This window comes from Pseudomonas fluorescens, from assembly GCF_001623525.1.
Lineage (GTDB): Bacteria > Pseudomonadota > Gammaproteobacteria > Pseudomonadales > Pseudomonadaceae > Aquipseudomonas > Aquipseudomonas fluorescens_Q.
Map to the genome: position 1 here is coordinate 5,325,291 of NZ_CP015225.1, position 23,757 is coordinate 5,349,047.

At 62.9% G+C, this 23,757-nt stretch carries 21 protein-coding genes; 9 read left to right on the forward strand and 12 right to left on the reverse strand.

Features of this window, described 5'->3' with window-relative positions; all coding sequences use genetic code 11:
* Window positions 1–104: 104 nt before the first annotated feature.
* The 4 genes from TK06_RS23010 to TK06_RS23025 are packed head-to-tail and all read right to left on the reverse strand — an operon-like array spanning window position 105 to window position 2,545.
* Window positions 105–398, reverse strand: a complete 294-nt coding sequence (locus TK06_RS23010; protein ID WP_063323961.1) for a DUF167 domain-containing protein — start codon at window positions 396–398, stop codon at window positions 105–107.
* A 5-nt stretch (window positions 399–403) separates the two neighbouring features.
* Entirely contained in the window at window positions 404–994 is a 591-nt protein-coding gene (locus tag TK06_RS23015) for a YggT family protein (protein ID WP_063323962.1), read from the reverse strand.
* 10 nt (window positions 995–1,004) lie between these two features.
* Entirely contained in the window at window positions 1,005–1,823 is an 819-nt protein-coding gene (proC, locus tag TK06_RS23020; RefSeq protein ID WP_063323963.1) for a pyrroline-5-carboxylate reductase, read from the reverse strand.
* A 35-nt stretch (window positions 1,824–1,858) separates the two neighbouring features.
* Window positions 1,859–2,545, reverse strand: coding sequence for a YggS family pyridoxal phosphate-dependent enzyme (locus tag TK06_RS23025; RefSeq protein WP_063323964.1), 687 nt, complete (start codon window positions 2,543–2,545; stop codon window positions 1,859–1,861).
* 53 nt (window positions 2,546–2,598) lie between these two features.
* Between TK06_RS23025 and TK06_RS23030 the strand changes: the two genes are divergently transcribed.
* The gene (locus TK06_RS23030) at window positions 2,599–3,633 is read left to right on the forward strand and encodes a type IV pilus twitching motility protein PilT (RefSeq protein ID WP_063323965.1); all 1,035 of its coding nucleotides are present in this window, start codon (window positions 2,599–2,601) and stop codon (window positions 3,631–3,633) included.
* A gap of 182 nt (window positions 3,634–3,815) precedes the next feature.
* Here TK06_RS23030 and TK06_RS23035 read toward each other — a convergent pair whose 3' ends face one another.
* On the reverse strand, window positions 3,816–4,427 hold the full coding sequence (locus TK06_RS23035; RefSeq protein ID WP_063323966.1) for a C40 family peptidase: 612 nt from the start codon (window positions 4,425–4,427) through the stop codon (window positions 3,816–3,818).
* 249 nt (window positions 4,428–4,676) lie between these two features.
* On the opposite strand from TK06_RS23035, the gene TK06_RS23040 reads away from it, so the two are divergent.
* Entirely contained in the window at window positions 4,677–5,105 is a 429-nt protein-coding gene (locus TK06_RS23040; protein ID WP_003206477.1) for an NINE protein, read from the forward strand.
* 123 nt (window positions 5,106–5,228) lie between these two features.
* Here TK06_RS23040 and TK06_RS23045 read toward each other — a convergent pair whose 3' ends face one another.
* From TK06_RS23045 to TK06_RS23065, 5 genes are all read right to left on the reverse strand, one after another.
* Window positions 5,229–6,500: a dihydroorotase gene (locus TK06_RS23045; RefSeq protein WP_063323967.1), complete on the reverse strand. Its 1,272-nt coding sequence runs from the start codon at window positions 6,498–6,500 to the stop codon at window positions 5,229–5,231.
* Window positions 6,497–7,501, reverse strand: coding sequence for an aspartate carbamoyltransferase catalytic subunit (locus TK06_RS23050; protein WP_003177495.1), 1,005 nt, complete (start codon window positions 7,499–7,501; stop codon window positions 6,497–6,499). Before TK06_RS23050 ends, TK06_RS23045 begins: the two co-directional genes overlap by 4 nt.
* Window positions 7,502–7,525: 24 nt before the next feature.
* Entirely contained in the window at window positions 7,526–8,032 is a 507-nt protein-coding gene (gene pyrR, locus TK06_RS23055) for a bifunctional pyr operon transcriptional regulator/uracil phosphoribosyltransferase PyrR (RefSeq protein ID WP_003206474.1), read from the reverse strand.
* An 85-nt stretch (window positions 8,033–8,117) separates the two neighbouring features.
* Entirely contained in the window at window positions 8,118–8,555 is a 438-nt protein-coding gene (ruvX, locus tag TK06_RS23060; protein WP_003177497.1) for a Holliday junction resolvase RuvX, read from the reverse strand.
* A complete protein-coding gene (locus TK06_RS23065; protein ID WP_003206472.1) occupies window positions 8,555–9,124 on the reverse strand; it encodes a YqgE/AlgH family protein in 570 nt (189 codons plus the stop codon). The genes ruvX and TK06_RS23065 overlap by 1 nt, the downstream gene beginning before the upstream one ends.
* 293 nt (window positions 9,125–9,417) lie before the next feature.
* Here TK06_RS23065 and TK06_RS23070 point away from each other — a divergent pair, with 293 nt between their 5' ends.
* Window positions 9,418–10,587 (forward strand): IS4 family transposase, encoded by a 1,170-nt coding sequence (locus TK06_RS23070; RefSeq protein ID WP_063321703.1) that lies wholly within the window; start codon window positions 9,418–9,420, stop codon window positions 10,585–10,587.
* A gap of 46 nt (window positions 10,588–10,633) precedes the next feature.
* Here the strand turns inward: TK06_RS23070 and TK06_RS23075 are convergent, their stop codons facing one another.
* A complete protein-coding gene (locus tag TK06_RS23075; protein WP_063323968.1) occupies window positions 10,634–11,530 on the reverse strand; it encodes an energy transducer TonB in 897 nt (298 codons plus the stop codon).
* A 77-nt stretch (window positions 11,531–11,607) separates the two neighbouring features.
* Window positions 11,608–12,561 carry a glutathione synthase gene (gene gshB / locus TK06_RS23080; protein ID WP_063323969.1) on the reverse strand — a complete coding sequence of 318 codons (954 nt, stop codon included), beginning with the start codon at window positions 12,559–12,561 and terminating at the stop codon, window positions 11,608–11,610.
* A 224-nt stretch (window positions 12,562–12,785) separates the two neighbouring features.
* On the opposite strand from gshB, the gene TK06_RS23085 reads away from it, so the two are divergent.
* From TK06_RS23085 to TK06_RS23110, 6 genes are all read left to right on the forward strand, one after another.
* Window positions 12,786–13,214, forward strand: a complete 429-nt coding sequence (locus TK06_RS23085) for a response regulator (protein WP_003206467.1) — start codon at window positions 12,786–12,788, stop codon at window positions 13,212–13,214.
* 48 nt (window positions 13,215–13,262) lie between these two features.
* Window positions 13,263–13,628, forward strand: coding sequence for a twitching motility response regulator PilH (pilH, locus tag TK06_RS23090; protein WP_063325209.1), 366 nt, complete (start codon window positions 13,263–13,265; stop codon window positions 13,626–13,628).
* 10 nt (window positions 13,629–13,638) lie between these two features.
* Window positions 13,639–14,178, forward strand: coding sequence for a chemotaxis protein CheW (locus TK06_RS23095; RefSeq protein ID WP_063323970.1), 540 nt, complete (start codon window positions 13,639–13,641; stop codon window positions 14,176–14,178).
* 158 nt (window positions 14,179–14,336) lie between these two features.
* On the forward strand, window positions 14,337–16,400 hold the full coding sequence (locus TK06_RS23100) for a methyl-accepting chemotaxis protein (RefSeq protein ID WP_063323971.1): 2,064 nt from the start codon (window positions 14,337–14,339) through the stop codon (window positions 16,398–16,400).
* A 185-nt stretch (window positions 16,401–16,585) separates the two neighbouring features.
* Window positions 16,586–22,519, forward strand: a complete 5,934-nt coding sequence (locus TK06_RS23105) for an Hpt domain-containing protein (RefSeq protein WP_063323972.1) — start codon at window positions 16,586–16,588, stop codon at window positions 22,517–22,519.
* Window positions 22,512–22,991 carry a chemotaxis protein CheW gene (locus TK06_RS23110; RefSeq protein ID WP_063323973.1) on the forward strand — a complete coding sequence of 160 codons (480 nt, stop codon included), beginning with the start codon at window positions 22,512–22,514 and terminating at the stop codon, window positions 22,989–22,991. The genes TK06_RS23105 and TK06_RS23110 overlap by 8 nt, the downstream gene beginning before the upstream one ends.
* Window positions 22,992–23,757: the final 766 nt, after the last annotated feature.

A 23,757-nucleotide genomic window follows, 5' to 3' on the forward strand; every position in this document is an offset into this window, starting at 1 on the left:
TATCAGGCCGATGTCCCGTACCATAGGTAATAGCGCGTTGCCTGGTTGGGGGCTGCTTCACGCCCAGCGGGAGCAAGCTCCCTCGCCACAGGGTTGGTCATTCATCAGGTGGGCCGGACGAGGCCCGGCAACTCCGGCAGCTTCTTCGGCGCATGTATCCGCACCCGCTTCTGCCGGTTCAACTCGCCACTGATCAGGCTGACCTGGCTCTTGGACACGCCAAACGCCTTGGCCAGGAACGCCATCAGGTAGGCGTTGGCCTTGCCCTCGACCGGCGGGGCGGTGAGGCGGATCTTCAGGCGGTCACCGTGCAACCCGGCGAAATCATCGCTGCGGGCTGCCGGTTGCAGGTGACACTCCAGGATCAGGTCGTCGCCATCCCAGCGAAAGTAGCTCACTGGGGTCAGATCAGCAGGCGCAGGATTTCCGGCATCATGGTGATCGCCGCCAGGTTGTTGATCACCAGCATGTCGATCAGCTTGAGCACCATGAACGCCAGGATCGGCGAGATATCCAGGCCGCCAAGGTTCGGCACGATACGACGGAACGGCGCCAGGGCCGGTTCGCAGATCTGGTTGACCAGTTCGGCACCTGGGTTATGGCTGCCCGGCGCGACCCACGACAGGATCACGCTGATGATCATGGCGAAGAAGAAAATCTTCAGGAACAGCGCGGTCACGCCAATGAGCGACCAGATCAGCAGTTGCAACGGGTTGCCGGTGGTGCCGTAGGTCAGCAGCAGGGTCAGGGCCATCAGCGCCAGTTGCACCAGGATCGCCAGTACCAGCGAGGACATGTCCAGGCCGAACACGCTTGGGATGATCCGGCGCAGTGGCTTGAGCAGCGGCTGGGTGGCCTTGACGATGAACTGGCAGAGCGGGTTGTAGAAGTTCGCGCGCACCAGTTGCAGCACGAAACGCAGCAGCACGATCAGCAGGTACAGGCTGCCGAGGGTTTGCAGCACGTAGACCGCTGCAGTGTTCAATCCAATCATGAATAACTCCTTATTGGCCCAGTTGTTCGGCCATTTCGGCCGAGCGGTGCGCGGCGGCGCCGAGTGCTTTTTCCACCAGGGCTTCGAAGCCCCCGGCCTGGAACGATTTGATGGCCGCTTCGGTGGTGCCGGCCGGCGAGGTCACGCGGCGGCGCAGCTCGGCCGCGTCGACGTCGCTGGAGACAGCCATGTGTGCGGCGCCTAGTGCGGTCTGCAAGGTCAGCTGGGCGGCGGTTTCCCGGGGCAGGCCGAGTTTCTCGCCGGCGGCGGTCATGGCTTCGATCAGCAGGAAAAAGTACGCCGGGCCCGAGCCGGAGACGGCGGTGACGGCGTCCAGTTGCTGTTCGGTGTCCAGCCACAGTGCCAGGCCGACAGCCGACAGCAGTTCCTCGGCCTGCTGGCGTTGTGCGGCGGACACTTGGGAAGTAGCGAACAGGCCGCTGACGCCCTGGCGCAGCAGTGCCGGGGTGTTGGGCATGCAGCGTACGATCGGCTGCTCGCCGAGCCAGTTGTTCATGCTGGCGCACGTGATGCCGGCGGCAATCGACACCACCAGTTGATGAGGCTTGAGGCTTGGGCGCAGGGCCGCGCAGACGGTTTTCATCGCCTGCGGCTTGACCGCCAGCACGATGACGTCCGCGCCGTCGATGGCCTGGGCGTTGTCGGCGAAGGTTTGGATGCCTTGTTCGCGGCTCACCCGGTTGCGGGTCTCTTCACCCGGATCGCTGGCGCGGATCAGGGAAGCGTCCAGGCCCTTGGCCCGCAGGCCGCCGATCAGGCTGGCGGCCATATTGCCGGCGCCGATGAAGGCAATACGCGTGTTGCTCATGACAGGTCCTTATAAAGAGATGAGTCGGCCATGTTTCAGGATTGACCGTAGTCGCGGGCACCGAACAGGGCCGTTCCGATGCGCACCCAGGTGGCGCCTTGGGCAATCGCTGACTCAAGGTCGTGGCTCATGCCCATGGAAAGGGTGTCCAGCGGTAGCGCCAGGCTGGCTTGCAAGCGTTGGACCGCGGCGAAGGCAGCATCCTGGGCGGCGCGGTCTTCGGTGGGTTCGGGAATCGCCATCAATCCGCGCAGTTTCAGGCGGGGCAGGGCGCTGATAGCGCTGGCCAGGGCGGGCAGGTCCGCTGGGGTGCAGCCGGATTTGCTGGCTTCACCGCTGACGTTGACCTGAATGCAGATGTTCAGCGGTGGCAAGTCGGCCGGACGCTGCTCGGACAGACGCTGTGCAATTTTCAAGCGATCCACGGAATGCACCCAGTCGAAATGTTCGGCGATAGCGCGCGTCTTGTTCGATTGAATGGGGCCGATGAAGTGCCAGATCAAGGGCAGGTCGGTCAGTTCGAGCTGTTTGCCCAAGGCTTCTTGCAGGTAGTTCTCGCCGAAGTCCCGCAGGCCGGCGGCATAGGCTTCGCGCAGGGCCTGGACGGGCTTGGTCTTGCTCACGGCCAGCAGCTGGACACTGTGTTCGGCACGCTGGGCGGCCTGCTCCGCAGCGCGGATGCGCGAACTAACCTGAGCGATGTTGTCTGCTATCGTGGACATAAAGAAGCGCCAGCGGTGAGGTTCGCGGCATTCTACTGGAATTGAGGAGCGCTATGGATATCACTGAGTTACTGGCGTTCAGCGCCAAGCAGGGCGCGTCGGACCTGCACCTGTCCGCCGGGCTGCCACCGATGATCCGCGTCGATGGCGATGTCAGGCGTATCAACCTGCCGGCATTGGACCACAAGCAGGTTCATGAACTGATCTACGACATCATGAACGACCGGCAACGGGTAGATTACGAAAAGTTTCTGGAGACCGATTTTTCCTTCGATGTGCCGGGCGTGGCGCGGTTCCGGGTCAACGCCTTCAACCAGAATCGCGGTGCGGGGGCCGTGTTTCGGACCATTCCGTCGAAAGTCCTGACCATGGAAGACCTGGGGATGGGCGAGGTATTTCGCAAAGTGACCGAGGCGCCTCGCGGACTGGTGTTGGTGACCGGGCCGACCGGTTCAGGCAAGTCCACCACATTGGCGGCCATGATCGATTACTTGAACAGCCACAAGCACCATCACATCCTCACCATCGAAGACCCTATCGAATTCGTTCACGAACCGCGCAAATGCCTGATCAACCAGCGTGAGGTGCACCGCGACACCCAGGGTTTCTCCACGGCCCTGCGTTCGGCCCTGCGGGAGGACCCGGACGTGATCCTGGTGGGGGAGATGCGCGACCTGGAGACCATTCGCCTGGCGCTGACAGCCGCGGAAACCGGGCACCTGGTGTTTGGCACCCTGCACACCACATCGGCGGCCAAGACCATTGACCGGGTGGTGGACGTGTTCCCCGGCGACGAGAAGTCCATGGTTCGTTCGATGCTGTCGGAATCACTGCAGGCGGTGATTTCCCAGACGCTGGTCAAGAAGATCGGCGGCGGCCGGATCGCGGCGCATGAAATCATGCTGGGCACCTCGGCCATTCGGAACCTGATCCGTGAAGACAAGGTGGCGCAGATGTACTCGGCCATCCAGACGGGTGGTTCGCTGGGAATGCAGACGCTGGATATGTGTTTGAAGGACTTGGTGAGCAAAGGCCTGATCAGCCGCGAACATGCGCGGGAGCGGGCGCGTACACCGGATAATTTCTGAGGCGGGGAAACGGTCAGTAAGGCCTGATACGGTCCCTGTGGCGAGGGAGCTTGCTCCCGCTGGGCCGCGAAGCGGACCCAAAATAATTGGGTCCACAGAGATCATGGGTCTGTTTTGGGGCGGCTGCGCCACCCAGCGGGAGCAAGCTCCCTCGCCACAGGGGGGGCGGTGAGCGCTTCGGATCAGCGCTGAACCACGCGCATCGCACCCGGCTCTTTCGGCAGCACGCGCTTGGCCACCACGTAATGGGTGTCCCAGTACGGTTTGTTCAAGGTGTCGATGCTCACCGACTTGCCACGGCGCGGGGCGTGGATGAAGCGGTCGTTGCCCAGGTAGATGGCCACGTGGTTGACCCGGCGGCTCTTGAGCTTGAAGAAGATCAGGTCACCGGGCTTGAGGTCCTTGCGCTCGACTTTCTCGCCATGACCGGCGGCCATGGCGTTGGAGGTGCGCGGCAGGTCGAAGGTGGCGTCGTTGAAGGCGTATTTCACCAGTCCGCTGCAATCGAAACCTTTACTTGGGCTACTGCCGCCCCAACGATAAGGTGTGCCCAGTACATTCACGGCGCGACTCAACACATTGCTGCTCGCTTTGGTCGCCATCGGCGGGACCAGCTTGCTGTTGGTCGTGCTCACGCGCTGGGCGCTTGGCTTGTCCTTGCTCAAGGAGGCAGAGACATGGGATTTCGGGGTATAGCCGTTGACGTTGGGAAGACGTTGCTCACGATTGGTGGCGTGGGCGGCCAGTGGCAATAATAGGCAAATGGTTAGCCATGTCTTGAAAAATGGACGCATTAGGCAAGGCTCTTAAAGGTTAGCGCGCAACTTTATAACAGCTTTTTTTGCCATTCCGAGGCCGTTTGTCGATTCGAAACGCAGCGCAAAACCCAGCAAAATGCGACAAATTGACCTGATTGTCCGACAGAACCCCGATATCACGGGGCTTTCGCCGGTTCGAGTTGCCCAAGACCGCTTGTCGGCTGGACACGAAAAAGTCACAAAAACTCCGAAAAAATTTATCTATCGAGGCAAAAGAGGCCATTCATGAACAGCTATCAGCAGGACGCAATCCGCGATACCCACAGCAAAGTCATTGGGTATCTGCTGTGGATTTTCGGTTTTACCGGCGCCCACCGTTTCTATTACGGCAAGCCGGTCACGGGCACGATCTGGTTCTTCACCTTCGGCCTGCTGGGCATTGGTTGGCTGATCGACCTGTTCCTGATCCCGGCCATGGATCGCGAAGCGGACCTGCGGTTTACCCCGGGGCCTATCGAGTACAGCGTGGCGTGGATTCTGCTGACGTTTCTCGGGGTGCTGGGCGTACACCGCATGTACCAGGGCAAATGGCTCAGCGGGATCCTTTACTTGCTGACTGGCGGGGTATTTTTCCTGGGGGTGCTGTATGACTTCTGGACGCTGAATGATCAGGTGTCGATCCGTAATGCGCAGAAGCGTGGGGCTTTTCAGTAAGACCTGGTCACCTGCATCGCGAGCAAGCTCGCTCCCACACTGGATTGAGGTGTTCACACATCATGTGTTCACCAAAGATCCACCTGTGGGAGCGAGCTTGCTCGCGATAGGCGCGGCGCGGTATCAGGCCTGGTGGGTAATCCGCCCATCCATCAGGGTGTAGCGCACCGCACCCGGCAGGCTATGGCCGATGAACGGGCAGTTGTCACCCTTGGAGCGCCAGGCTTCACCGGCCACGGTGGACGCGGCGGGGTCGAACAGCACCAGGTCCGCCGCAGCGCCAACCGCGAGTTTCCCCGCCGGCAATTGCAGTGCCTGGGCCGGGCCGTCGCTCAGGCGTGCCAGCAGGGTCGGCAGGTCCAGCAAGCCGTCCTCCACCAGCGTCAGGGCCAGCGGTAGCAGCAGTTCGACACTGCTGATGCCCGGCTCGGTGGCGCCGAACGGTGCCAGCTTGGCATCGCGCTCATGGGGTTGGTGGTGGCTGGAGATGGCCGAGATCACCCCGGATTTCACCGCTTCGCGCAGGCCATCGCGGTCGGCGCGGGTGCGCAGTGGCGGCTGGACGTGGTAGACGCTGTTGAAATCGATCAGTGCTTCGTCGGTCAGGATCAACTGGTACAGCGCCACATCGGCGGTCACCGGCAAGCCGCGGGCCTGGGCCTGGGCGATCAGTGCCGCACCGCGAGCACTGGTCAGTTGGCTGAAGTGGGCGCGTACGCCGCTTTGTTCCACCAACAATAGGTCCCGGGCCAGGGCCACGGTCTCGGCGGTTTCCGGGATGCCCGGCAGGCCGAGGAAGCTGGCGGTCGGGCCTTCGTGGGCCAGGCCACCTTCGGCCAGGTCGTGGTCCTGGGAGTTGAAGATCACCGTCAGGCCGAAGGTCGCCGCGTATTCCAGGGCGCGGCACAGGGTACGGGTGTTGCGGAAACTGTTCAGGCCGTTGCCGAACGCCACGCAACCGGCGTCGCGCAGGGCGATGAGTTCGGCCAGTTGCTCGCCGTCCAGGCCCTTGCTCAGTGCGCCGATCGGGAAGACCTTGGTGTTTCCGGCTTCGCGGGCGCGGTCGAGGATCAGTTCGGCCACGGCCGAGGTGTCCAGCACCGGTTTGGTCTGTGGCGGACAGCACAGGCTGGTCACGCCACCGGCAGCGGCGGCCCGGGTTTCGCTGACGATGCTGCCCTTACGGCTGTAGCCCGGTTCGCGCAGGGCGACGTTCAGGTCCACCAGGCCCGGGGCGGCCACCAGGCCGTGGGCGTCGAGGATTTCAGCCGCCACGAAACCGGTGGGGGCGGCGCCCAGGGCGACGATCTTGCAGGCATCGATATGGATATCAGTCACTTGATCCAGGCCACTGGCTGGATCGATCACGCGTGCGCCGAGAATGCTGAGCTTCACTGGGCGTTCTCCTGGTCGAATTGGCGCTGGGCCGTTTGCCCGCTCATGGCCATGGACAGCACGGCCATGCGGATGGCGATGCCGTAGGTCACCTGATTGAGAATCACCGAGTGCGGCCCGTCGGCCACCGCCGACTCGATCTCCACGCCGCGGTTGATCGGCCCTGGGTGCATGACGATAGCGTCCGGCTTGGCCCCGGCCAGGCGGGCGGTGGTCAGGCCGAACAGGCGGTAGAACTCGCCTTCGCTGGGCAACAGGCCGCCGGTCATGCGCTCGCGTTGCAGGCGCAGCATGATCACCACGTCCACATCCTTGAGGCCTTCGGTCATGTCGGTATAGACCTTCACGCCGTACTGCTCGACGCCGATGGGCAGCAGGGTCTTCGGCGCGATCACGCGGATGTCCGGGCAGCCGAGGGTCTTGAGGGCCAGCATGTTCGAACGGGCCACCCGCGAGTGCAGGATGTCGCCGACGATGGCCACCGACAGGTTCTCGAAGCTGCCCTTGTGCCGGCGGATGGTCAGCATGTCCAGCATGCCCTGGGTCGGGTGGGCGTGACGGCCGTCGCCGCCGTTGATGATCGCCACCTGCGGGCACACGTGTTCGGCGATGAAGTGCGCGGCGCCGGAATCACCGTGGCGCACGACGAACATGTCGGCGGCCATGGCTTCGAGGTTGCGCAAGGTGTCGAGCAGGGTTTCACCCTTGCTCGCCGAGGACGTGGACACGTTGAGGGTGATCACGTCCGCCGACAGCCGCTGGGCCGCCAGCTCGAAGGTGGTGCGGGTGCGGGTGGAGTTTTCGAAGAACACGTTGCACACGGTCTTGCCGCGCAGCAACGGGACTTTCTTCACCGCCCGGGCACCCACTTCGAGGAAGGAGTCGGCAGTGTCGAGGATTTCCGTCAACAGCTCGCGGCGCAGGCCGTCGAGGGACAGGAAGTGCCGCAGCTGGCCCTGATCGTTGAGCTGCAGCGGGCGCTTGGTTTCGAGAGGCGTCATCGCGATGGACTCTTACAAGGGCAGTTAAAGGGCAAGGTCTTGCAGTTCGAGTTGCAGTGGCGACGGCCCGGAGAGCTTGACCCGCTCATGGGCGGCCAGCGTCAGCGTCGCGCCGACCACGTTCGGCCGGATCGGCAGCTCGGCGGCGTCCAGGTCCAGCAGGCACACCAGCGTCACGCTGGCCGGGCGGCCGTAATCGAACAGTTCGTTCATGGCGGCGCGGATGGTCCGGCCGCTCATCAGTACGTCGTCGATCAGCACCAGATGCTGGCCTTCGATCTCGAACGGCAGGGCCGAGGGGCGCACTTGCGGATGCAGGCCGTTCTGGCTGAAGTCGTCGCGGTAGAAGGACACATCCAGGGTGCCCAGCGGCGATTGGCTGCCCAGTGCTTCGAGCAGGGCCTGGGCGACCCAGACACCCCCGGTGCGAATACCGATATAGCGCGGGTCGCTGATGCCGCGGTGTTCCAGGTGTGCCTTGAGACGAATCGCCATCTGGCTGATCAGTTCGGCAGGATTGGGCAGGCTCATGCTGGCTCCTTCAGGTTCCCGGGCCGGTGGTGAGTGGCGCGGCTTATCGCTAAAAGAAAGCGCCTTGGCGGCGCTTTGTAAAAAATCAGGTTTCGAACAGGGCGGCGTTGGCGTCGAGCCAGCCTTGCAACAGCAGGGCGGCGGCGATGGCGTCCACCGGGTTGTCGCGGTAACTGCCTTTCTGCCCACCGCGCACCAGGCGCTCGCCCTTGGCCTCGAAGGTGGTCAGGCGTTCGTCATGGGTATAGAAGGGCAGGTTGTAGCGACCGTTGAGCCGGCGGGCGAATTTTTCGGCGCGCAGGCACATGTCGCTGGGCGTGCCGTCCATGTTCAGCGGCAGGCCGACCACCACGGCATCGGGTTTCCACTCCTTGATCAGCGCTTCGACCTGGTTCCAGTCCGGAACGCCATTCTGTGCCTTCAAGGTGCACAACTCGCGGGCCTGGCCGGTAATGACCTGGCCGACCGCGACGCCGATCTGTTTGGTGCCGTAATCGAAGCCCAGCAGCAAGCGCAAGGCCATCAGGCGTGTCCCGCCTGGCTGGTGAGCAGGCTGAGGTTGACCCCCAGCCGGCTGGCCGCCGCTTCCAGGCGGAGTTCGCTGCTGGTGTTGAACAGGATGTCAGCGTCGAACGGGCAGGTCAGCCAAGCGTTGTCGGCCAGTTCGGCTTCCAGTTGCCCGGGTTCCCAACCGGCATAGCCGAGGGCGATCAGGCTTTTCTCCGGGCCGACGCCGTCGGCGATGGCGAACAGCACGTCCTGGGAGGTCGACAGTGACACTCCGTCCAGGTCCACGGTGGCCTGGTATTTGGGGCCCGACGGGTGGAGCACGAAACCGCGGTCAGTCTGCACCGGGCCGCCGATGAAAATCGGCACGTGCTGGCACAAGAGTGGCGGTTCGACCTCGGGGCGCAACTGCTCCAGGATGTCCGCCAGGTTCAATTCCTGCGGGCGATTGATTACCAGCCCCATGGCCCCATTGGCCGTGTGCTCGACGATGTAGGTCAAGGTGTGGGCAAAATTCGGATCGGCCATGTGCGGCATGGCAATCAGGAAGTGATGCTTGAGGTAGGTGGGGCTGACGTTTTTCATAGGCGCTAGTGTGGCGGGGCGGGGCGAACTGACAAGCTGGGGATGTGCAGGAAATACCCGAAACCGACATGAAACCCCTGTGGGAGCGAGCCTGCCTGATCGTTCCCACGCTCTGCGTGGGAATGCCTCACTGGACGCTCCGCGTCCACCAGGCTGGGACGCGAAGCGTCCCTGGCTGCATTCCTACGCAGAGCGTCACTAGTGTCCGGTAAAAACTGAAGGGGGAGCTTGCTCCCCCTTGCTGTGCCTGCGTCTTAAGCAATAATCAGGTTTTTCAGACTCGATTTTCGCCTATGTTCAGCAGCACGCGATTTGCACAAATGCTCCAGGCCCTTCCTCATCAGCTCTTCAAGGCAGCCGTCAAACGCTGTGGTGCTGATCGTTACGCTAAGCAGTTCACTTCCTGGGATCTACTTATCACGCTGATTTACGGTCAGCTTGTCCAAGCTAAAAGCTTGCGCACGTTGGCGACAGCTTCACAGTCGCTGGAACCCCATCGTTATCACCTAAACGCCAAGAACATGGTGCGTTCAACCCTTTGCGATGCCTTGAGTAAGCGCAGCTCTGAACCGTTTCGCCTGGCCTGCGAGCACCTGCTTCAAGGTGTTGGTCGCAAACAGCGCAAGTCGCTCGAAGCGATGATCACCTTGATCGATTCGACCTCAATCAGCCTGCGTGGACCCGGTTTTGACGAATGGACCACCGCGACGAAAACCCGCATAACTCAAGGCCTGAAGGTGCATGTGGCAATCGATCCACGGCAAACAGCCCCGACTTACGTGAACATCACCGCCGCCAACGTCAACGATCTGAGCGATGCTCTGACCATGCCTCTTGAAGCGGGTATGACATACGTTTTCGATAAGGGTTACTGCGACTACAACTGGTGGTACCAGATCGATCAGTTGGGCTCTTTCTTCGTCACACGGCTGAAAAAAAACGCCAACCTGAAGCAGGTAGAAAGCTTGAGAAAAGACGATGCACCGGAATTCATTGAGGCAGACGAATCGGTGCTGTTCGGTAAGAAATACCTGAACACTCGACGTCCGAATCACTATCAGGATCAGGCTGTGCGCCGGATTCAGGTTCGTCGAGACGACCATGAAACGCCACTGGTGCTGGTTACCAATGACTTCTCTCGCTCATCTGAGGAGGTCGCTGATCTGTACAAACAACGTTGGCAGATCGAGTTGTTTTTCAAGTGGATCAAGCAAAACCTCAAGTTAAAACGATATTTCGGCTTCTCCGAAAATGCCGTTCGTCTGCAGATCTACAGCGCCTTGATTACCTACCTTTTGCTGCACCTTTATCAGCACCGCTCAGGATGTTCGGGGCCTATTTCAGACTTTGCTATTAGGCTGACCCACAGCTTGTTCGAACGCCCATTGAGCATCGAACGCCTTGAAGGCCGAAGGCAGAAGCGAACAGAGCTGAAGGCTACCCAAGGTAACCTTCAGCTCTGAAAAGATTTTACCGGACACTAGTGACGCAGAGCGTAGGAACGATCAATCAATTGCTCGAAAGCCGATCGCCACGGGCAAACTTCCAGGTGCGGATGATTTCCAGTCGGTCGATGTCCGACAAATCCCCGGTAAACGGCGCGAACGGCGCAGCCAGGCGCACGATCCGCTGGGCGGCCTGGTCCAGCAGCGGCTGGCCGGAGGACTCTAGTACCAGCACTTCATACAACGAGCCGTCGCGGTTGATCGAGACCATCAGCCGCAGGTTGCCGTAGATCTGTTTGCGTCGGGCTTCGTCGGGGTAGTTGAGGTTGCCGATGCGCTCGACCTTCTTGCGCCATTCGTCCTTGTACCAGGCGCCCTTGTCGCGCATGGTCGAGGCGGCGCTCAGGCGATGGATGCGCGGGCGCTTGGCGTAGAGCTGTTGCTCCTGGGCCAGTTCGGCTTCCAGGCTGGCGATGTCGCTGGACAACTGTGAGCTGTCGAAAGTGGGTTCGGGGGCCTTGGGCTTGGGATCAGGCTTGACCTCTTCCTTGACCGGGGCCTTTTTCGGTTTTGGCGCCACGGTGGTCACGGCGGCCTTGGGCGCCGTTTCCTGCACCTCGGGCTTGGCGGCTGGCGGCGGGGTGACTTTCTGTACCGTATTGTCCTGGAAGGGGGCGATCTCAGTGGTCTTGGGAATCGCCTTTTTTTCCAGGGTGCCGCTGCCTTGCTGGTTTTCCTGGGCGAGGAAGTCGGCCTTCTTGGGCTTGGTCTCGCTCTTGAAGGTGGCCAGGGTGATTTCCAGGGTCTGGCTGATCTGCTTGGGCTCGACCGTGGCAAACCCGACGCCCAGCAGCAGGGCCAAGTGGATCAGCGCCGCCAGGAACAGGGTAAAACCGAGGCGATCAGCCGGGCGCACGCCACGATGGGCGAGCTCTTGGGGCAGATCGGACGGGAGTGTCATGACAAGGAAACCAACATCGCGTTTTTTTCAGGCCGGGCATGATAGCGCAATGTGGGTTTCCTTCAGCAGGATCTGGATCAACGAGCCTTGAGCTTCTGATCGATGGCATCCATCAGCATCCCGCCGATGTCGGTGCCAAAGGCGTTGTCGATCTCGCGGATGCAGGTCGGGCTGGTGACGTTGATTTCCGTCAGGTGCTCGCCGATCACGTCCAGGCCCACGAACAGCAGGCCTTTCTCGCGCAGGGTCGGGCCGACCTGGGCGGCGATCCAGCGATCCTTCTCGGTCAATGGACGCGCCTCGCCACGCCCGCCGGCCGCCAGGTTGCCACGGGTTTCGCCGGCGGCCGGGATGCGCGCCAGGCAATAATCCACCGGTTCGCCGTCGATCATCAGGATGCGTTTGTCACCGTCGACGATGGCCGGCAGGTAGCCCTGGATCATGATCTGCTGCTTGCCGTGCAAGGTCAGGGTTTCGAGGATCACCGACAGGTTCGGGTGGCCGGCGGTGTGGCGGAAAATCGAAGAGCCGCCCATGCCGTCCAGGGGCTTGAGGATCACGTCGCCGTGGTGGTCGGCGAACTCACGCAACACGTCCGGGCGACGGCTGACGATGGTGGGTGGCGTGCACTGCGGGAACAGCGTGGCGAACAGCTTTTCGTTGCAGTCGCGCAGGCTCTGGGGCTTGTTGACCACCAGCACGCCGGCGTTTTCAGCCTGTTCCAGCAGGTAGGTGGAGTACACGAACTCCATGTCGAACGGCGGATCCTTGCGCATCAGGATCACGTCCAGGTCGCTCAGCAGCGCGTCGCTCTCGGTGCCCAGCTCAAACCACTTCTCGGGGTTGGCGAAGACTTTCAGCGGCTTCATCCGCGCCCGAGCCTGGCCTTCGGCCTGGTAGAGGTCGCGCTGTTCCATGTAGAACAGCTCCCAGCCGCGCTTCTGAGCGGCCAGCAGCATGGCCAGCGAGCTATCCTTTTTATAGGAAATGCTGGCGATAGGGTCCATGACAATGCCGACGCGTACGCTCATGGCTTGGTTCCTCGAAATGTGATGGGCACATAATGGCGTGAAAAAGTGGCGTCAGAGTGGCGCCCGGAAGATTGGCGGTCAAGGAAAAACCACCGCGCCGAGCGGCCGATAGATCGGCGATGGAGACTGTGCTAAAAAGGCTGCCATGTGACGTGCGGGCCTTGAACATCAAGGGTTTGCGCTGTCGATCACACTTACGCGTTAAAAACCGGTTTGCAGTGGCAATGGCAGAGCATCTCACGCAGCAGCAACCCAGCGCCTTGAAGGTCATGGTCATCGACGATTCGAAGACCATCCGCCGCACCGCCGAAACCTTGCTGCGCAACGTGGGCTGCGAGGTGATCACGGCCGTCGATGGTTTCGATGCCCTGGCCAAGATCGCCGACCATCATCCGGGCATCATTTTTGTCGACATCATGATGCCACGCCTGGATGGCTACCAGACCTGTGCCCTGATCAAGAACAACAGCGCGTTCAAGGCCACGCCGGTGATCATGCTGTCGTCCCGCGACGGGCTGTTCGACAAGGCCAAGGGGCGCATCGTCGGTTCCGATCAGTTTTTGACCAAGCCGTTCAGCAAGGAAGAACTGCTGGGCGCGATACAGGCCCATGTCCCGGGCTTTGCCGCTGTCCAGCCGCACCAGGCACATTAATGACACGTGGCCAACGGGCCAGGGGTCAACAAGAAAATGGGGAACACCATGGCACGAGTTCTGATCGTCGATGATTCGCCGACTGAAATGTACAAACTGACCGGCATGCTGGAAAAGCACGGCCATCAGGTCCTGAAGGCCGAGAATGGCGCCGATGGCGTGGCCCTGGCCCGCCAGGAAAAACCCGATGCGGTGCTGATGGACATCGTCATGCCCGGCCTCAACGGTTTCCAGGCCACGCGCCAGCTGACCAAGGACCCGGACACCGGCCACATCCCCGTGATCATCATCACCACCAAGGACCAGGACACCGACAAGGTCTGGGGCACGCGCCAAGGTGCGAGGGACTACCTGACCAAACCGGTGGACGAAGAAACCCTGATCGCGACCTTGAACAAAGTGCTGGCGGGTTGACGGCACGGCCATGAGCCAATCCCTGACTGCATTCGAACTGCTGCTGCAGATCGACCGGCGCTGCCGGTTGCTGGGGGCGGACTTGCCCTCCCAGCCGGCCCATCGCGCCGGTTGGAGCGGCATCGGCTTTCGCATGGGCGAGCACTGGTACGTGGCGCCGATGGGCGAAGTCAGCGAAGTGCTGCACGAACCACGTCACACGCATTTGCCCGGGGTCAAGCCGTGGGTGCGTGGAGTGGCTAACCTGCGCGGGCGCTTGTTGCCGTTGATGGACTTGTGCGGGTTCTTTGGCCACGAGCTGTCGACCGTGCGCAAGCAGCGGCGCGTGTTGGTGGTGGATCACGACGAGGTGTTCGCCGGGTTGTTGGTGGACGAGGTCCTTGGGCTGCAGCATTTTGCCCAGGAAAGCCTGGAACCGACGCTGGTGGACGACCTTGACGGCCCCGAAGCGGCCTTCGTCAAGGGGCGGTTTGGCGGCGAGCGCGAGTGGCAAGTGTTCAGCCCGTTTGCCCTGGCGCGGTCGCCGGGGTTCATGGATGTGGCGATTTGACGAGGTGCAGCGCAGGCCCCTTGTGGGAGCGAGCTTGCTCGCGATTGCGGTGGGTCAGCTAAATCACGGCTGACTGATCCAATGCTATCGCGAGCGAGCTCGCTCCCACATTGGGTCGGCGGTGACTGGGTTGGATTGGGCAGTACAGGCGAGAACCGATGATCAAAGCAAAAACAGGCAAGCCACTGGAAGCGTCGCGCAGTCGTTCGCAGATCATCGTGCTGTTCGTCGCGCTGATCGTCTTCATCATGCTGCTGTTCGCCAACTTCGCTTACCTCAACACCCAGTCCTCCTACGACAAGCAGTACATCGGCCATGCCGGTGAGCTGCGGGTACTGTCCCAGCGCATCGCCAAGAACGCCACCGAGGCCGCCGCCGGCAAGCCCGCGGCATTCAAGCTGCTGAGCGATGCGCGCAATGACTTCGCCCAGCGCTGGGGCTACCTGAAACAGGGCGACCCGGTGACCGGCCTGCCCCCTGCGCCCGCCACCCTGCGCCCGCAGATGCGCGCCGTGCAGTTGGATTGGGAGCGCCTGCTCAAGAACACCGATGCCATCCTCTCCAGCGAACAGACCGTGCTGTCGCTGCACCAGGTGGCGGCGACCCTGGCCGAAACCGTGCCGCAGTTGCAGGTCGAGTACGAAAAAGTCGTCGAGATCCTGCTGCAACGCGGTGCGCCGGCCGCCCAGGTGGCCATGGCCCAGCGCCAGTCGTTGCTGGCCGAACGGATTCTCGGCGCGGTGAATACCGTGCTGGCGGGGGACGAAAACGCCAGCCAGGCCGCCGACACCTTCGGTCGCGACGCCGCGCGTTTTGGCCAGGTGCTCAATGGCATGTTGCAAGGTGACCCGGCCCTGAAGATATCCCAGGTCCAGGACCGCGATGCCCGGGCACGCCTGAGCGAAATCAGCGAGCTCTTCGAGTTCGTTTCCGGCTCGGTGGACGAAATCCTCGAGACCTCCCCGGAGCTGTTCAAGGTCCGCGAATCGGCCGGCAACATCTTCAACCTGTCGCAGACCCTGCTCGACGAGGCTTCGCACCTGGCCACGGCCTTCGAAAACCTCGCCGGCGGGCGGTCCATCAATACCATCGGCGGCTATGTGCTGGGTTTGCTGGCGCTGATGTCGATCATCCTGATTGGTCTGGTGATGGTTCGCGAAACCAACCGCCAGTTGCACGAAACCGCACAAAAGAACGAACGCAACCAGAACGCGATCATGCGGTTGCTGGATGAAATCGAAGACCTGGCCGATGGCGACCTGACTGTCACGGCCTCGGTCACCGAGGACTTCACCGGCACCATCGCCGATTCCATCAACTATTCGGTGGATCAACTGCGCGACCTGGTGGCGACCATCAACCTGACCGCCGGCCAGGTCGCCGCTGCGGTGCAGGAAACCCAGGCCACGGCGATGCACCTGGCCCAGGCTTCCGAGCACCAGGCCCAGCAGATTTCCGAAGCTTCGACTTCAATTAATGAAATGGCCCAGTCCATCGACCAGGTGTCGGCCAATGCCGCCGAGTCGTCGGCGGTGGCCGAGCGGTCGGTGGAAATTGCCAACAAGGGCAACGAGGTGGTGCACAACACCATTCACGGCATGGACAACATTCGCGAACAGATCCAGGACACCGCCAAGCGTATCAAGCGCCTGGGTGAGTCATCCCAGGAAATTGGCGACATTGTCAGCCTGATCGACGACATCGCCGACCAGACCAACATCCTGGCACTCAACGCCGCCATCCAGGCGTCCATGGCCGGTGATGCCGGGCGCGGGTTCGCGGTGGTGGCCGATGAAGTGCAGCGCTTGGCCGAGCGCTCTTCGGCGGCGACCCGGCAAATCGAGACCCTGGTGCGGGCGATCCAGGCCGACACCAACGAGGCGGTGATTTCCATGGAGCAGACCACCACCGAAGTGGTGCGCGGTGCGCGACTGGCCCAGGACGCCGGCGTCGCCCTGGAAGAAATCGAAGGCGTGTCCAAGACCCTGGCGGCGCTGATCCAGAGCATCTCCAACGCTGCGCAGCAACAGACCACCTCGGCGGGGCAGATTTCCTTGACCATGAACGTGATCCAGCAGATCACCTCGCAGACCTCATCCGGTTCCACCGCCACTGCCGAGAGCATTGGCAACCTGGCGAAAATGGCCAGCCAGCTGCGCCGTTCGGTGTCGGGTTTTACCTTGCCGGCGGCGGCAGCGGCTGGCGATGAGGAAAAAGGGTGACTGACCTGTTGGGAGGGAATGTACCTGTGGCAAGGGCGCTTTTGTGGCGAGGGAGCTTGCTCCCGCTGGGTGGCGCAGCCGCCCCGAATATTTTGTGAGCGCTGCGCACTCAAGCGGGAGCAAGCTCCCTCGCCACGGGGTTCTGGGCCGTACCACAGGCATACGACTGTTGATTTGGAGTGGTTATGGGTGATCGGCACGACTATGTGGCCCTGGAATGGGTCAAGGGCGAGATTGCCGAAACGCTGAAGCAGGCTCATCTGGCCCTCAACCGCTTGGTGGACGATCCGCAGGCGTCGGACGCCCTCGGGCAATGCCTGGCCTGCATTCACCAGGTCCACGGCGGCCTGCAGATGGTCGAGTTCTACGGTGCGGCGCTGCTGGCCGAGGAGATGGAGCAGCTGTGCGCCGCCCTGCAGGACAACCGCGTCACCCATCGCGACGAAGCCATCAGCCTGTTGAGCCAGGCCTTGGGGCAGTTGCCGATCTACTTGGACCGCGTACAAGGTGCCCGTCGCGACCTGCCGCTGGTGGTGCTGCCCTTGATCAACGACCTGCGCAGTGCCCGGGGCGAGAGCCTGTTGTCGGAAACCAGCCTGTTCAGCCCCGAGTTGCCCGATATCGCGCCGCTCAGCGACGAGGCGTTGCAGCGCCTCGAACCCGCAGACCTGCCAAACACCTTGCGCAAACTGCGCCAGACCCTGCAAATGGCCCTGGTGGGCCTGTTGCGCGAACAGGATGACGCGACCCACCTGGGTTACCTGGCCAAGGTCTTCCACCGCCTGGAAACCTTGTGCGCTGGGGCGCCGCTCAATGCGTTATGGCAGGTGGCCTCGGCGCTGGTCGAAGGCATGCGCGACGGGCGTATCGCCAACAGCCCGGCGCTGCGCAGCCTGTTCAAGGAAGCCGACAAGGAACTCAAGCGCCTGCTGGACCAAGGCATGCCTGGCATCAATCAGCCGGCACCGCCCCACCTGCTCAAGAGCTTGTTGTTCTATATTGCCAAGGCCGAACATCCCAGCGGGCAGATGCAGATCATGAAAGAACGCTACTCACTGGACGACGCGCTGCCCGACAGCGCCATGGTCGACGAAGAACGCGCGCGCCTGGCCGGGCCCGACCGCGATGCCATGCGCTCGGTGCTTGCCGCGCTGTGCGAGGAGTTGGTACGGGTCAAGGAGCGCCTGGACCTGTTCGTGCGCAGTGACCGCCAGCATGCCTCGGAGCTGGACAGCCTGTTGGCGCCCCTGCGGCAGATCGCCGACACCCTGGCGGTGCTCGGTTTCGGCCAACCGCGCAAGGTCATCATCGATCAACTGGCGGTGGTCCTGAGCCTCGCCCAGGGCCAGCGCGAGCCGGATGACGCGACCCTCATGGACGTCGCCGGAGCCTTGCTCTACGTCGAGGCGACCCTGGCCGGCATGGTCGGCACCGTCGAGCCCGAGAGCCGCGAAGACACCCACCTGCCCACCACCGACCTGACCCAGATCCACCAGATCGTCATCAAGGAAGCCCACACCTGCCTGCAACAGGCCAAGGACATGATCGTCGACTACATCGACGCGGACTGGAACAGCGAGCAACTGCAACCCTTGCCCGCGTTGCTGACCCAGGTGCGCGGCGCGCTGGCGATGATTCCCCTGAGCCGTGCCGCCAGCCTGGTGGAGGCCTGCAACGCGTTCATCCGCGACCACCTGTTGCTGGACCAGGCCCAGCCGGGGTGGGAAGAACTCGACCACCTGGCCGACGTGATCACCGGCCTCGAATACTACCTGGAGCGCTTGAGCGAGGACCCGGAAACCTCCGGCGAGCCGTTGCTCAATGGGGTCGAGCGGAGCTTGGCTGCGCTCGGTTATTTCCCTGACGAAGCGCGGGTGCCGGTGCTCGACGATGTGTTGAGCCCCAACGAAGCCCAGGTCATGCAGGACTTGCAGGAACTGGATGACCCGCAGACGGTGCAATCCTTGGCCGAGGTGCTGGCCAGCCCGATCTCGGCGGTCAATCCGCCGGCCAGGAGCACCCCAGGCAGCCTGTTGCCGCCACCGTCGGATGAACGTCCGGTGGACGACGAGTTGCGCGAGGTCTTCCTCGAGGAAACCGGCGAGGTGTTGGACGTCCTGCGTGAATACCTGCCGCGCTGGAGTGCTCATCCCGACGACCACGGCGCGCTGAGCGAACTGCGCCGGGCCTTCCATACCCTCAAGGGCAGCGGCCGGATGGTCCGGGCGCTGGTGCTGGGTGAACTGGCCTGGGCCGTGGAAAACCTGCTCAACCGGGTCCTGGAGCGCAGCGTCGAGCCGCAGGCCTCGGTCCGCCAGTTGGTTGAAGACACGGTGCAGTTGTTGCCGGCCCTGGTGGCCGAATTCGCGGCCAATCACCAGCGCCAGCGCGACGACGTCGACCGCTTGGCCGCCCGCGCCCATGTCCTGGCCAAGGGCGGCGACGAGGAGGATGAAGACGAGCAGGACGTGGCCGCTCTCGATCCGCTGCTGTTGAAGATCTTCGACAACGAAGCCCAGGGCCACCTCGCCAGCCTCAATCGCTTTCTCGATCAGTCGGCCGACCACCTGCCCTTGCAGGCCAGTGATGAATTGCAGCGGGCCTTGCATACACTCAAGGGCAGCGCTTCGATGGCCGGCGTGCTTCCGATCGCCGAACTGGCCGGGGCGATGGATGAGCTGGCCCGGGAATACCGGGTGCATCTGATTGCCCTCGACCTGGATGAGGTCGAATTGCTGCTGGAAGCCGAAGGGCTGCTGCGCCGGGGCTTGCGCCAGTTGCACAGCGAGCCGCTGGCGGCGATTCCCGGGGCCGAGGATCTGATCCTGCGTGCCCAGGCCCTGCTGGCCGAGCGTCTGCACGCCGCCAACAATGCGCCAGACAAAGTGCTGCGAACCAAGCGCGACCCACAACTGATCAACAATTTCCTCGCCCAGGGCATGGACATTTTGCTGGACGCCGAAAGCCTTTTGCAGCGCTGGCAGCAGCACCCCGGCGAAGGCCAGGAACTGAGTGCGCTGCTCGATGAGCTGACCACCCTCGGCGAAGGCGCGCACTTGGCCGACTTGCACCCGGTGGACGAACTCTGCGAAGCCTTGCTCGACCTCTACGGTGCGGTAGAGGAAAGCAGCCTGGCGGTCAGCAATGAATTTTTCCAGGAGGCCCAGCGCGCCCATGAAGCGCTGATCGACATGCTCGATGAGCTGGCGGCCGGGCAGCATGTGCATCCGCAGCCGGCGCGGGTACAAGCCTTGCGCCGCCTGCTCCAGGAGAGCCTCGACCCGTCGGCCACCGGTCTGATCCGCAGCGACGGCAGCCGCACCCTGAGCATCCGCGAACTGAGCCATGCGACGGCGGAAATGGAGCGTGACGCGCCCGTCGATACCTCGATGGAAGATGACCTCGTGGCGATTTTCCTCGAAGAAGCCCAAGACATCCTCGAAAGCGCCGCCCAGGCCTTGCAACGCTGGTTGGCCGATCCGGATAACGGCGCGCCGTTGTCCTCGCTGCAACGTGACTTGCACACCCTCAAGGGCGGTGCGCGAATGGCCGACATCCGGCCGGTGAGCGACCTGGCCCAGGAGTTGGAAAACCTTTACGAAGGGCTGGTGGACCGGCGCTACAGCTACAGCGAGGAGCTGGCGCAACTGCTCGCCAGCAGTCATGAACGCCTCGACCTGTTGCTCGGGCAGTTGCAGCAGGGCCAGCCGTTGGGCGATCCCGTTGCGCTGATCGACGCCATTCGACGCTTGCGCCAGGACAAGCCGAACGCCATCGAGACGAGCGCAGCGGCCCAGGCCGACGGCGCCGGCCATGATCCCGAGTTGCTGGAAATCTTCCTTGAGGAAGGCTTCGACATCCTCGATAGTTCGGGCGCGGCGCTGCTGCGCTGGCAGGAAGAACCGTCGAATCGCCAGGCCGTGGAAACCTTGCTACGGGATTTGCACACCCTCAAGGGCGGTGCGCGCATGGTGGAAATCGTCCCCATCGGCGACCTGGCCCACGAGTTGGAAAACCTCTATGAAGGCCTGTCGGCGGGTCTGCTGCAGCCGACCCCGGCGCTGTTCACCTTGTTGCAAAGCAGCCATGACCGACTGGCGCAGATGCTCGACGCCGTGCGTGCTGGCCACCCGTGCCCGCTGGCGGACCGGCTGATTGCACAGATCCAGGCGGTGAATCATTCCCAGGAGAATGCCGCGCCGCAGGCTGTCTCGGCGCCGGAGCCGGTGCCTACTCCCATCGTCAGCCCACCCGCGGCGCCTGCAAGACCGGACCCCGGCGCGGCGGGCGACGGTGCGGACATGGTCAAGGTCTCCGCCGAACTGCTCGACGACCTGGTGAACCTGGCGGGCGAAACGTCGATCTTCCGTGGGCGTATCGAACAGCAGGTCAACGACGCGCGCGTGGCCCTGGGCGAAATGGAAACCACCATCGAGCGCATGCGCGATCAACTGCGACGCCTGGATACCGAAACCCAGGGGCGAATTCTCAGCCGACAACAGGTCGAGGCCGAGCGCCTGGGCTATGAAGAGTTCGACCCGCTGGAGATGGACCGCCATTCCCAGTTGCAGCAGCTGTCCCGGGCACTGTTCGAGTCCGCCTCGGACTTGCTTGAGCTCAAGGAAACCCTTGATCGCAGCAATCACGATGCCGAGGTCCTGCTGCAACAGCAGGGGCGTATCAACACCGAGCTCCAGGAAGGCCTGATGCGTACGCGCATGGTGCCCTTCGAGCGCATGTTGCCGCGGCTCAAGCGCATTGTCCGGCAAGTGGCGCAGGAGCTGGGCAAGGACGTGGAATTCCTGGTCGGCAACGCCGACGGCGAGATGGACCGTAACGTGCTGGAGCGCATGGCTGCCCCTCTTGAACATATGCTGCGCAACGCCGTCGACCACGGTCTGGAGCCGGCCGACGTGCGCATTGCCGCCGGCAAGCCGGCACGAGGACGTATCAGCCTCGACCTGTCCCGGGAAGGCGGCGACATCATTTTCGACATCCGCGACGACGGCGCCGGCGTGCCGCTGGAGGCGGTGCGCAGCAAGGCGATCAAGCGTGGCTTGCTGGCGCCGGACAGCGACATCAGCGACCGCGACGTGCTGCAGTTCATCCTGCAACCAGGGTTTTCCACTGCCGAGAAAATCACCCAGATCTCCGGGCGTGGCGTCGGCATGGACGTGGTCCACGAAGAGGTGCGGCAATTGGGCGGCAGCATGGTCATCGATTCCACGCCGGGGCAGGGCGTGCATTTCCGCATTCGCTTGCCGTTTACCGTGGCGGTTAACCGCGCGTTGATGGTGCACTGTCACGAAGACCAGTACGCGATCCCGCTGAACACCATCGAGAGCATTGTCCGGGTATTGCCCGCCGAACTGGACGGCCATTACCAGCTCGATCCGCCAACCTACACCTACGCCGGGCAGCGTTACGAGTTGTGCTACCTCGGTGAGCTGCTGAAAACCGGCGCCCGGCCGAAACTGCTGGGCCAGAGCCAGCCCTTGCCGGTGCTGCTGGTGCAGTGCAACGAGCGGCATGTTGCGGTGCAGGTGGACGCTACCGCCGGGACCCGGGAGATTGTGGTCAAGAGCCTCGGTCCGCAGTTCTCGGCGGTACAGGGCCTGTCCGGGGCGACGATCCTGGGGGACGGCCGGGTGGTGTTGATTCTCGACCTGCTGGCGCCGATCCGCGCCTTGCCCCACCAGGTGCCGCGCCGCCAAGTGCCGGTAGAAGGCGAGGGCGAACCGCAACGGCCGCTGCTGGTGCTGGTGGTGGACGACTCGGTGACGGTGCGCAAAGTCACCAGCCGTCTGCTGGAGCGCCATGGCATGCACGTCCTCACCGCCAAGGACGGCGTGGATGCCATGGCGCTGCTGGCCGAACACGCCCCGGACCTGATGCTGCTGGACATCGAAATGCCGCGCATGGACGGCTTCGAAGTGGCCACGCAAGTGCGCAACGACCCGCGCCTGGCGCACCTGCCGATCATCATGATCACCTCCCGCACCGGCCAGAAACACCGCGACCGTGCCATGGCCATCGGCGTCAACGACTACCTGGGCAAGCCGTACCAGGAATCGGTGCTGCTCGACAGCATCGCCCACTGGAGCAAGACCCATGCATGACCTGCACCACTCGCGTACCGACCACCTCACCGGCCTGCTGCTGCCACTGGCCGACCGCCACCTGATCCTGCCCAACGTGGCCGTGGCCGAGTTGATCGACTATCAGAGCAGCGCCTTCGACATGGACACCCCGCCGTGGTTTCTGGGTTGGGTGAGCTGGCGCGAACGGCAAATCCCGCTGCTGAGCTTCGAATCGGCCTGCGGCCAGAAAACCGTGATCGGCGAAAGAGTGCGCATCGTCGTGCTCAACGCCCTGGGTGGCCGGCCAGAGCTGAGGTTCATTGCGCTGTTGGTGCAGGGCATCCCGCGGTCCTACAAGCTCGACACTCAACTGAGCTACGTCGACGTGCCGCTGTGCGGGTTGGAGCAGGCGGCGGTGCAGGTGGGGGAGCATGTAGCGAAGGTGCCGGATTTGTTGGCGTTGGAGGAGTTGGTGGTGGCTGCGGGATTGGTTCGGCAGCGCAAATCCTGAGACATACGAAGTTCTAATGAGCTTGCCCGCGAGGTGGCCTGACAGTCGTTGACCGGGTACATTTCCATTTCTTCGGTAACGGCCACTTAGGGTTCCGCCCTGACGGCGGGTCACTTTCGAAAAGCGCGAAAGTAACCAAAGCGCTTTTGCCCCACCACTCGGTGCCTCGCCTAGGCTCGGCATGCCCGAACGCAGGCATTGCTCCGTGGGCCCGCCGCGAAGGACCATCCATGGTCCAGCGCGGCTATCCCGGCATCCATGCCGGGATGCCCACTACGCAATACCTGCGTTCGGCCAGCGTGGTTAACGGGGCGCCGAAATCAACGTCCATCGCGAGGCGGCCTTATAGCCGGCCTGGCTCTTGCGGGCGGTGTACATCAATCAGACCTGTTTGGGCTGGATCTGTGGGAGCAAAGCTTGCTCGCGAGGCGGCCTTATAGCCGACCTGTTTCGCCCGCGTGTACTCAATTCCAATGTGGGCTTGCCCGCGAAGGCGGCGGCACATTCTGCATTGATGCGAGCAGAGCCGCCGCCATCGCGAGCAGGCTCGCTCCCACACGGGGCATCGTTGCGCCGTGATTAACCGGCCTACCAATAACCCTGTGGCGAGGGAGCTTGCTCCCGCTCGGCTGCGTAGCAGCCGCGAACCCGGCAATGCGGTCTGCCTGAAAATACACAGGGGCCTGCTCGCAGGCCGGCGGGAGCAAGCTCCCTCGCCACAGGGCGGTGTGTCCATCCCACCATTACTCCAACCGTAACGATCCGC

Excerpts from the sequence above, each read along its gene's own strand:
- pilH (WP_063325209.1), top strand. The coding sequence starts at position 13,263 with ATGGCACGAGTTCTGATCGTCGATGATTCGCCGACTGAAATGTACAAA.
- TK06_RS23075 (WP_063323968.1), bottom strand. The coding sequence starts at position 11,530 with ATGACACTCCCGTCCGATCTGCCCCAAGAGCTCGCCCATCGTGGCGTG.
- gshB (WP_063323969.1), bottom strand. The coding sequence starts at position 12,561 with ATGAGCGTACGCGTCGGCATTGTCATGGACCCTATCGCCAGCATTTCC.
- proC (WP_063323963.1), bottom strand. The coding sequence starts at position 1,823 with ATGAGCAACACGCGTATTGCCTTCATCGGCGCCGGCAATATGGCCGCC.
- TK06_RS23035 (WP_063323966.1), bottom strand. The coding sequence starts at position 4,427 with ATGCGTCCATTTTTCAAGACATGGCTAACCATTTGCCTATTATTGCCA.
- TK06_RS23050 (WP_003177495.1), bottom strand. The coding sequence starts at position 7,501 with ATGACGCCTCTCGAAACCAAGCGCCCGCTGCAGCTCAACGATCAGGGC.
- TK06_RS23065 (WP_003206472.1), bottom strand. The coding sequence starts at position 9,124 with ATGAAAAACGTCAGCCCCACCTACCTCAAGCATCACTTCCTGATTGCC.
- TK06_RS23105 (WP_063323972.1), top strand. The coding sequence starts at position 16,586 with ATGGGTGATCGGCACGACTATGTGGCCCTGGAATGGGTCAAGGGCGAG.
- TK06_RS23110 (WP_063323973.1), top strand. The coding sequence starts at position 22,512 with ATGCATGACCTGCACCACTCGCGTACCGACCACCTCACCGGCCTGCTG.
- pyrR (WP_003206474.1), bottom strand. The coding sequence starts at position 8,032 with ATGAGCCTGCCCAATCCTGCCGAACTGATCAGCCAGATGGCGATTCGT.
- TK06_RS23040 (WP_003206477.1), top strand. The coding sequence starts at position 4,677 with ATGAACAGCTATCAGCAGGACGCAATCCGCGATACCCACAGCAAAGTC.
- TK06_RS23025 (WP_063323964.1), bottom strand. The coding sequence starts at position 2,545 with ATGTCCACGATAGCAGACAACATCGCTCAGGTTAGTTCGCGCATCCGC.
- TK06_RS23070 (WP_063321703.1), top strand. The coding sequence starts at position 9,418 with ATGTTCAGCAGCACGCGATTTGCACAAATGCTCCAGGCCCTTCCTCAT.
- TK06_RS23030 (WP_063323965.1), top strand. The coding sequence starts at position 2,599 with ATGGATATCACTGAGTTACTGGCGTTCAGCGCCAAGCAGGGCGCGTCG.
- TK06_RS23095 (WP_063323970.1), top strand. The coding sequence starts at position 13,639 with ATGAGCCAATCCCTGACTGCATTCGAACTGCTGCTGCAGATCGACCGG.
- TK06_RS23100 (WP_063323971.1), top strand. The coding sequence starts at position 14,337 with ATGATCAAAGCAAAAACAGGCAAGCCACTGGAAGCGTCGCGCAGTCGT.
- TK06_RS23015 (WP_063323962.1), bottom strand. The coding sequence starts at position 994 with ATGATTGGATTGAACACTGCAGCGGTCTACGTGCTGCAAACCCTCGGC.
- ruvX (WP_003177497.1), bottom strand. The coding sequence starts at position 8,555 with ATGGCCTTGCGCTTGCTGCTGGGCTTCGATTACGGCACCAAACAGATC.
- TK06_RS23085 (WP_003206467.1), top strand. The coding sequence starts at position 12,786 with ATGGCAGAGCATCTCACGCAGCAGCAACCCAGCGCCTTGAAGGTCATG.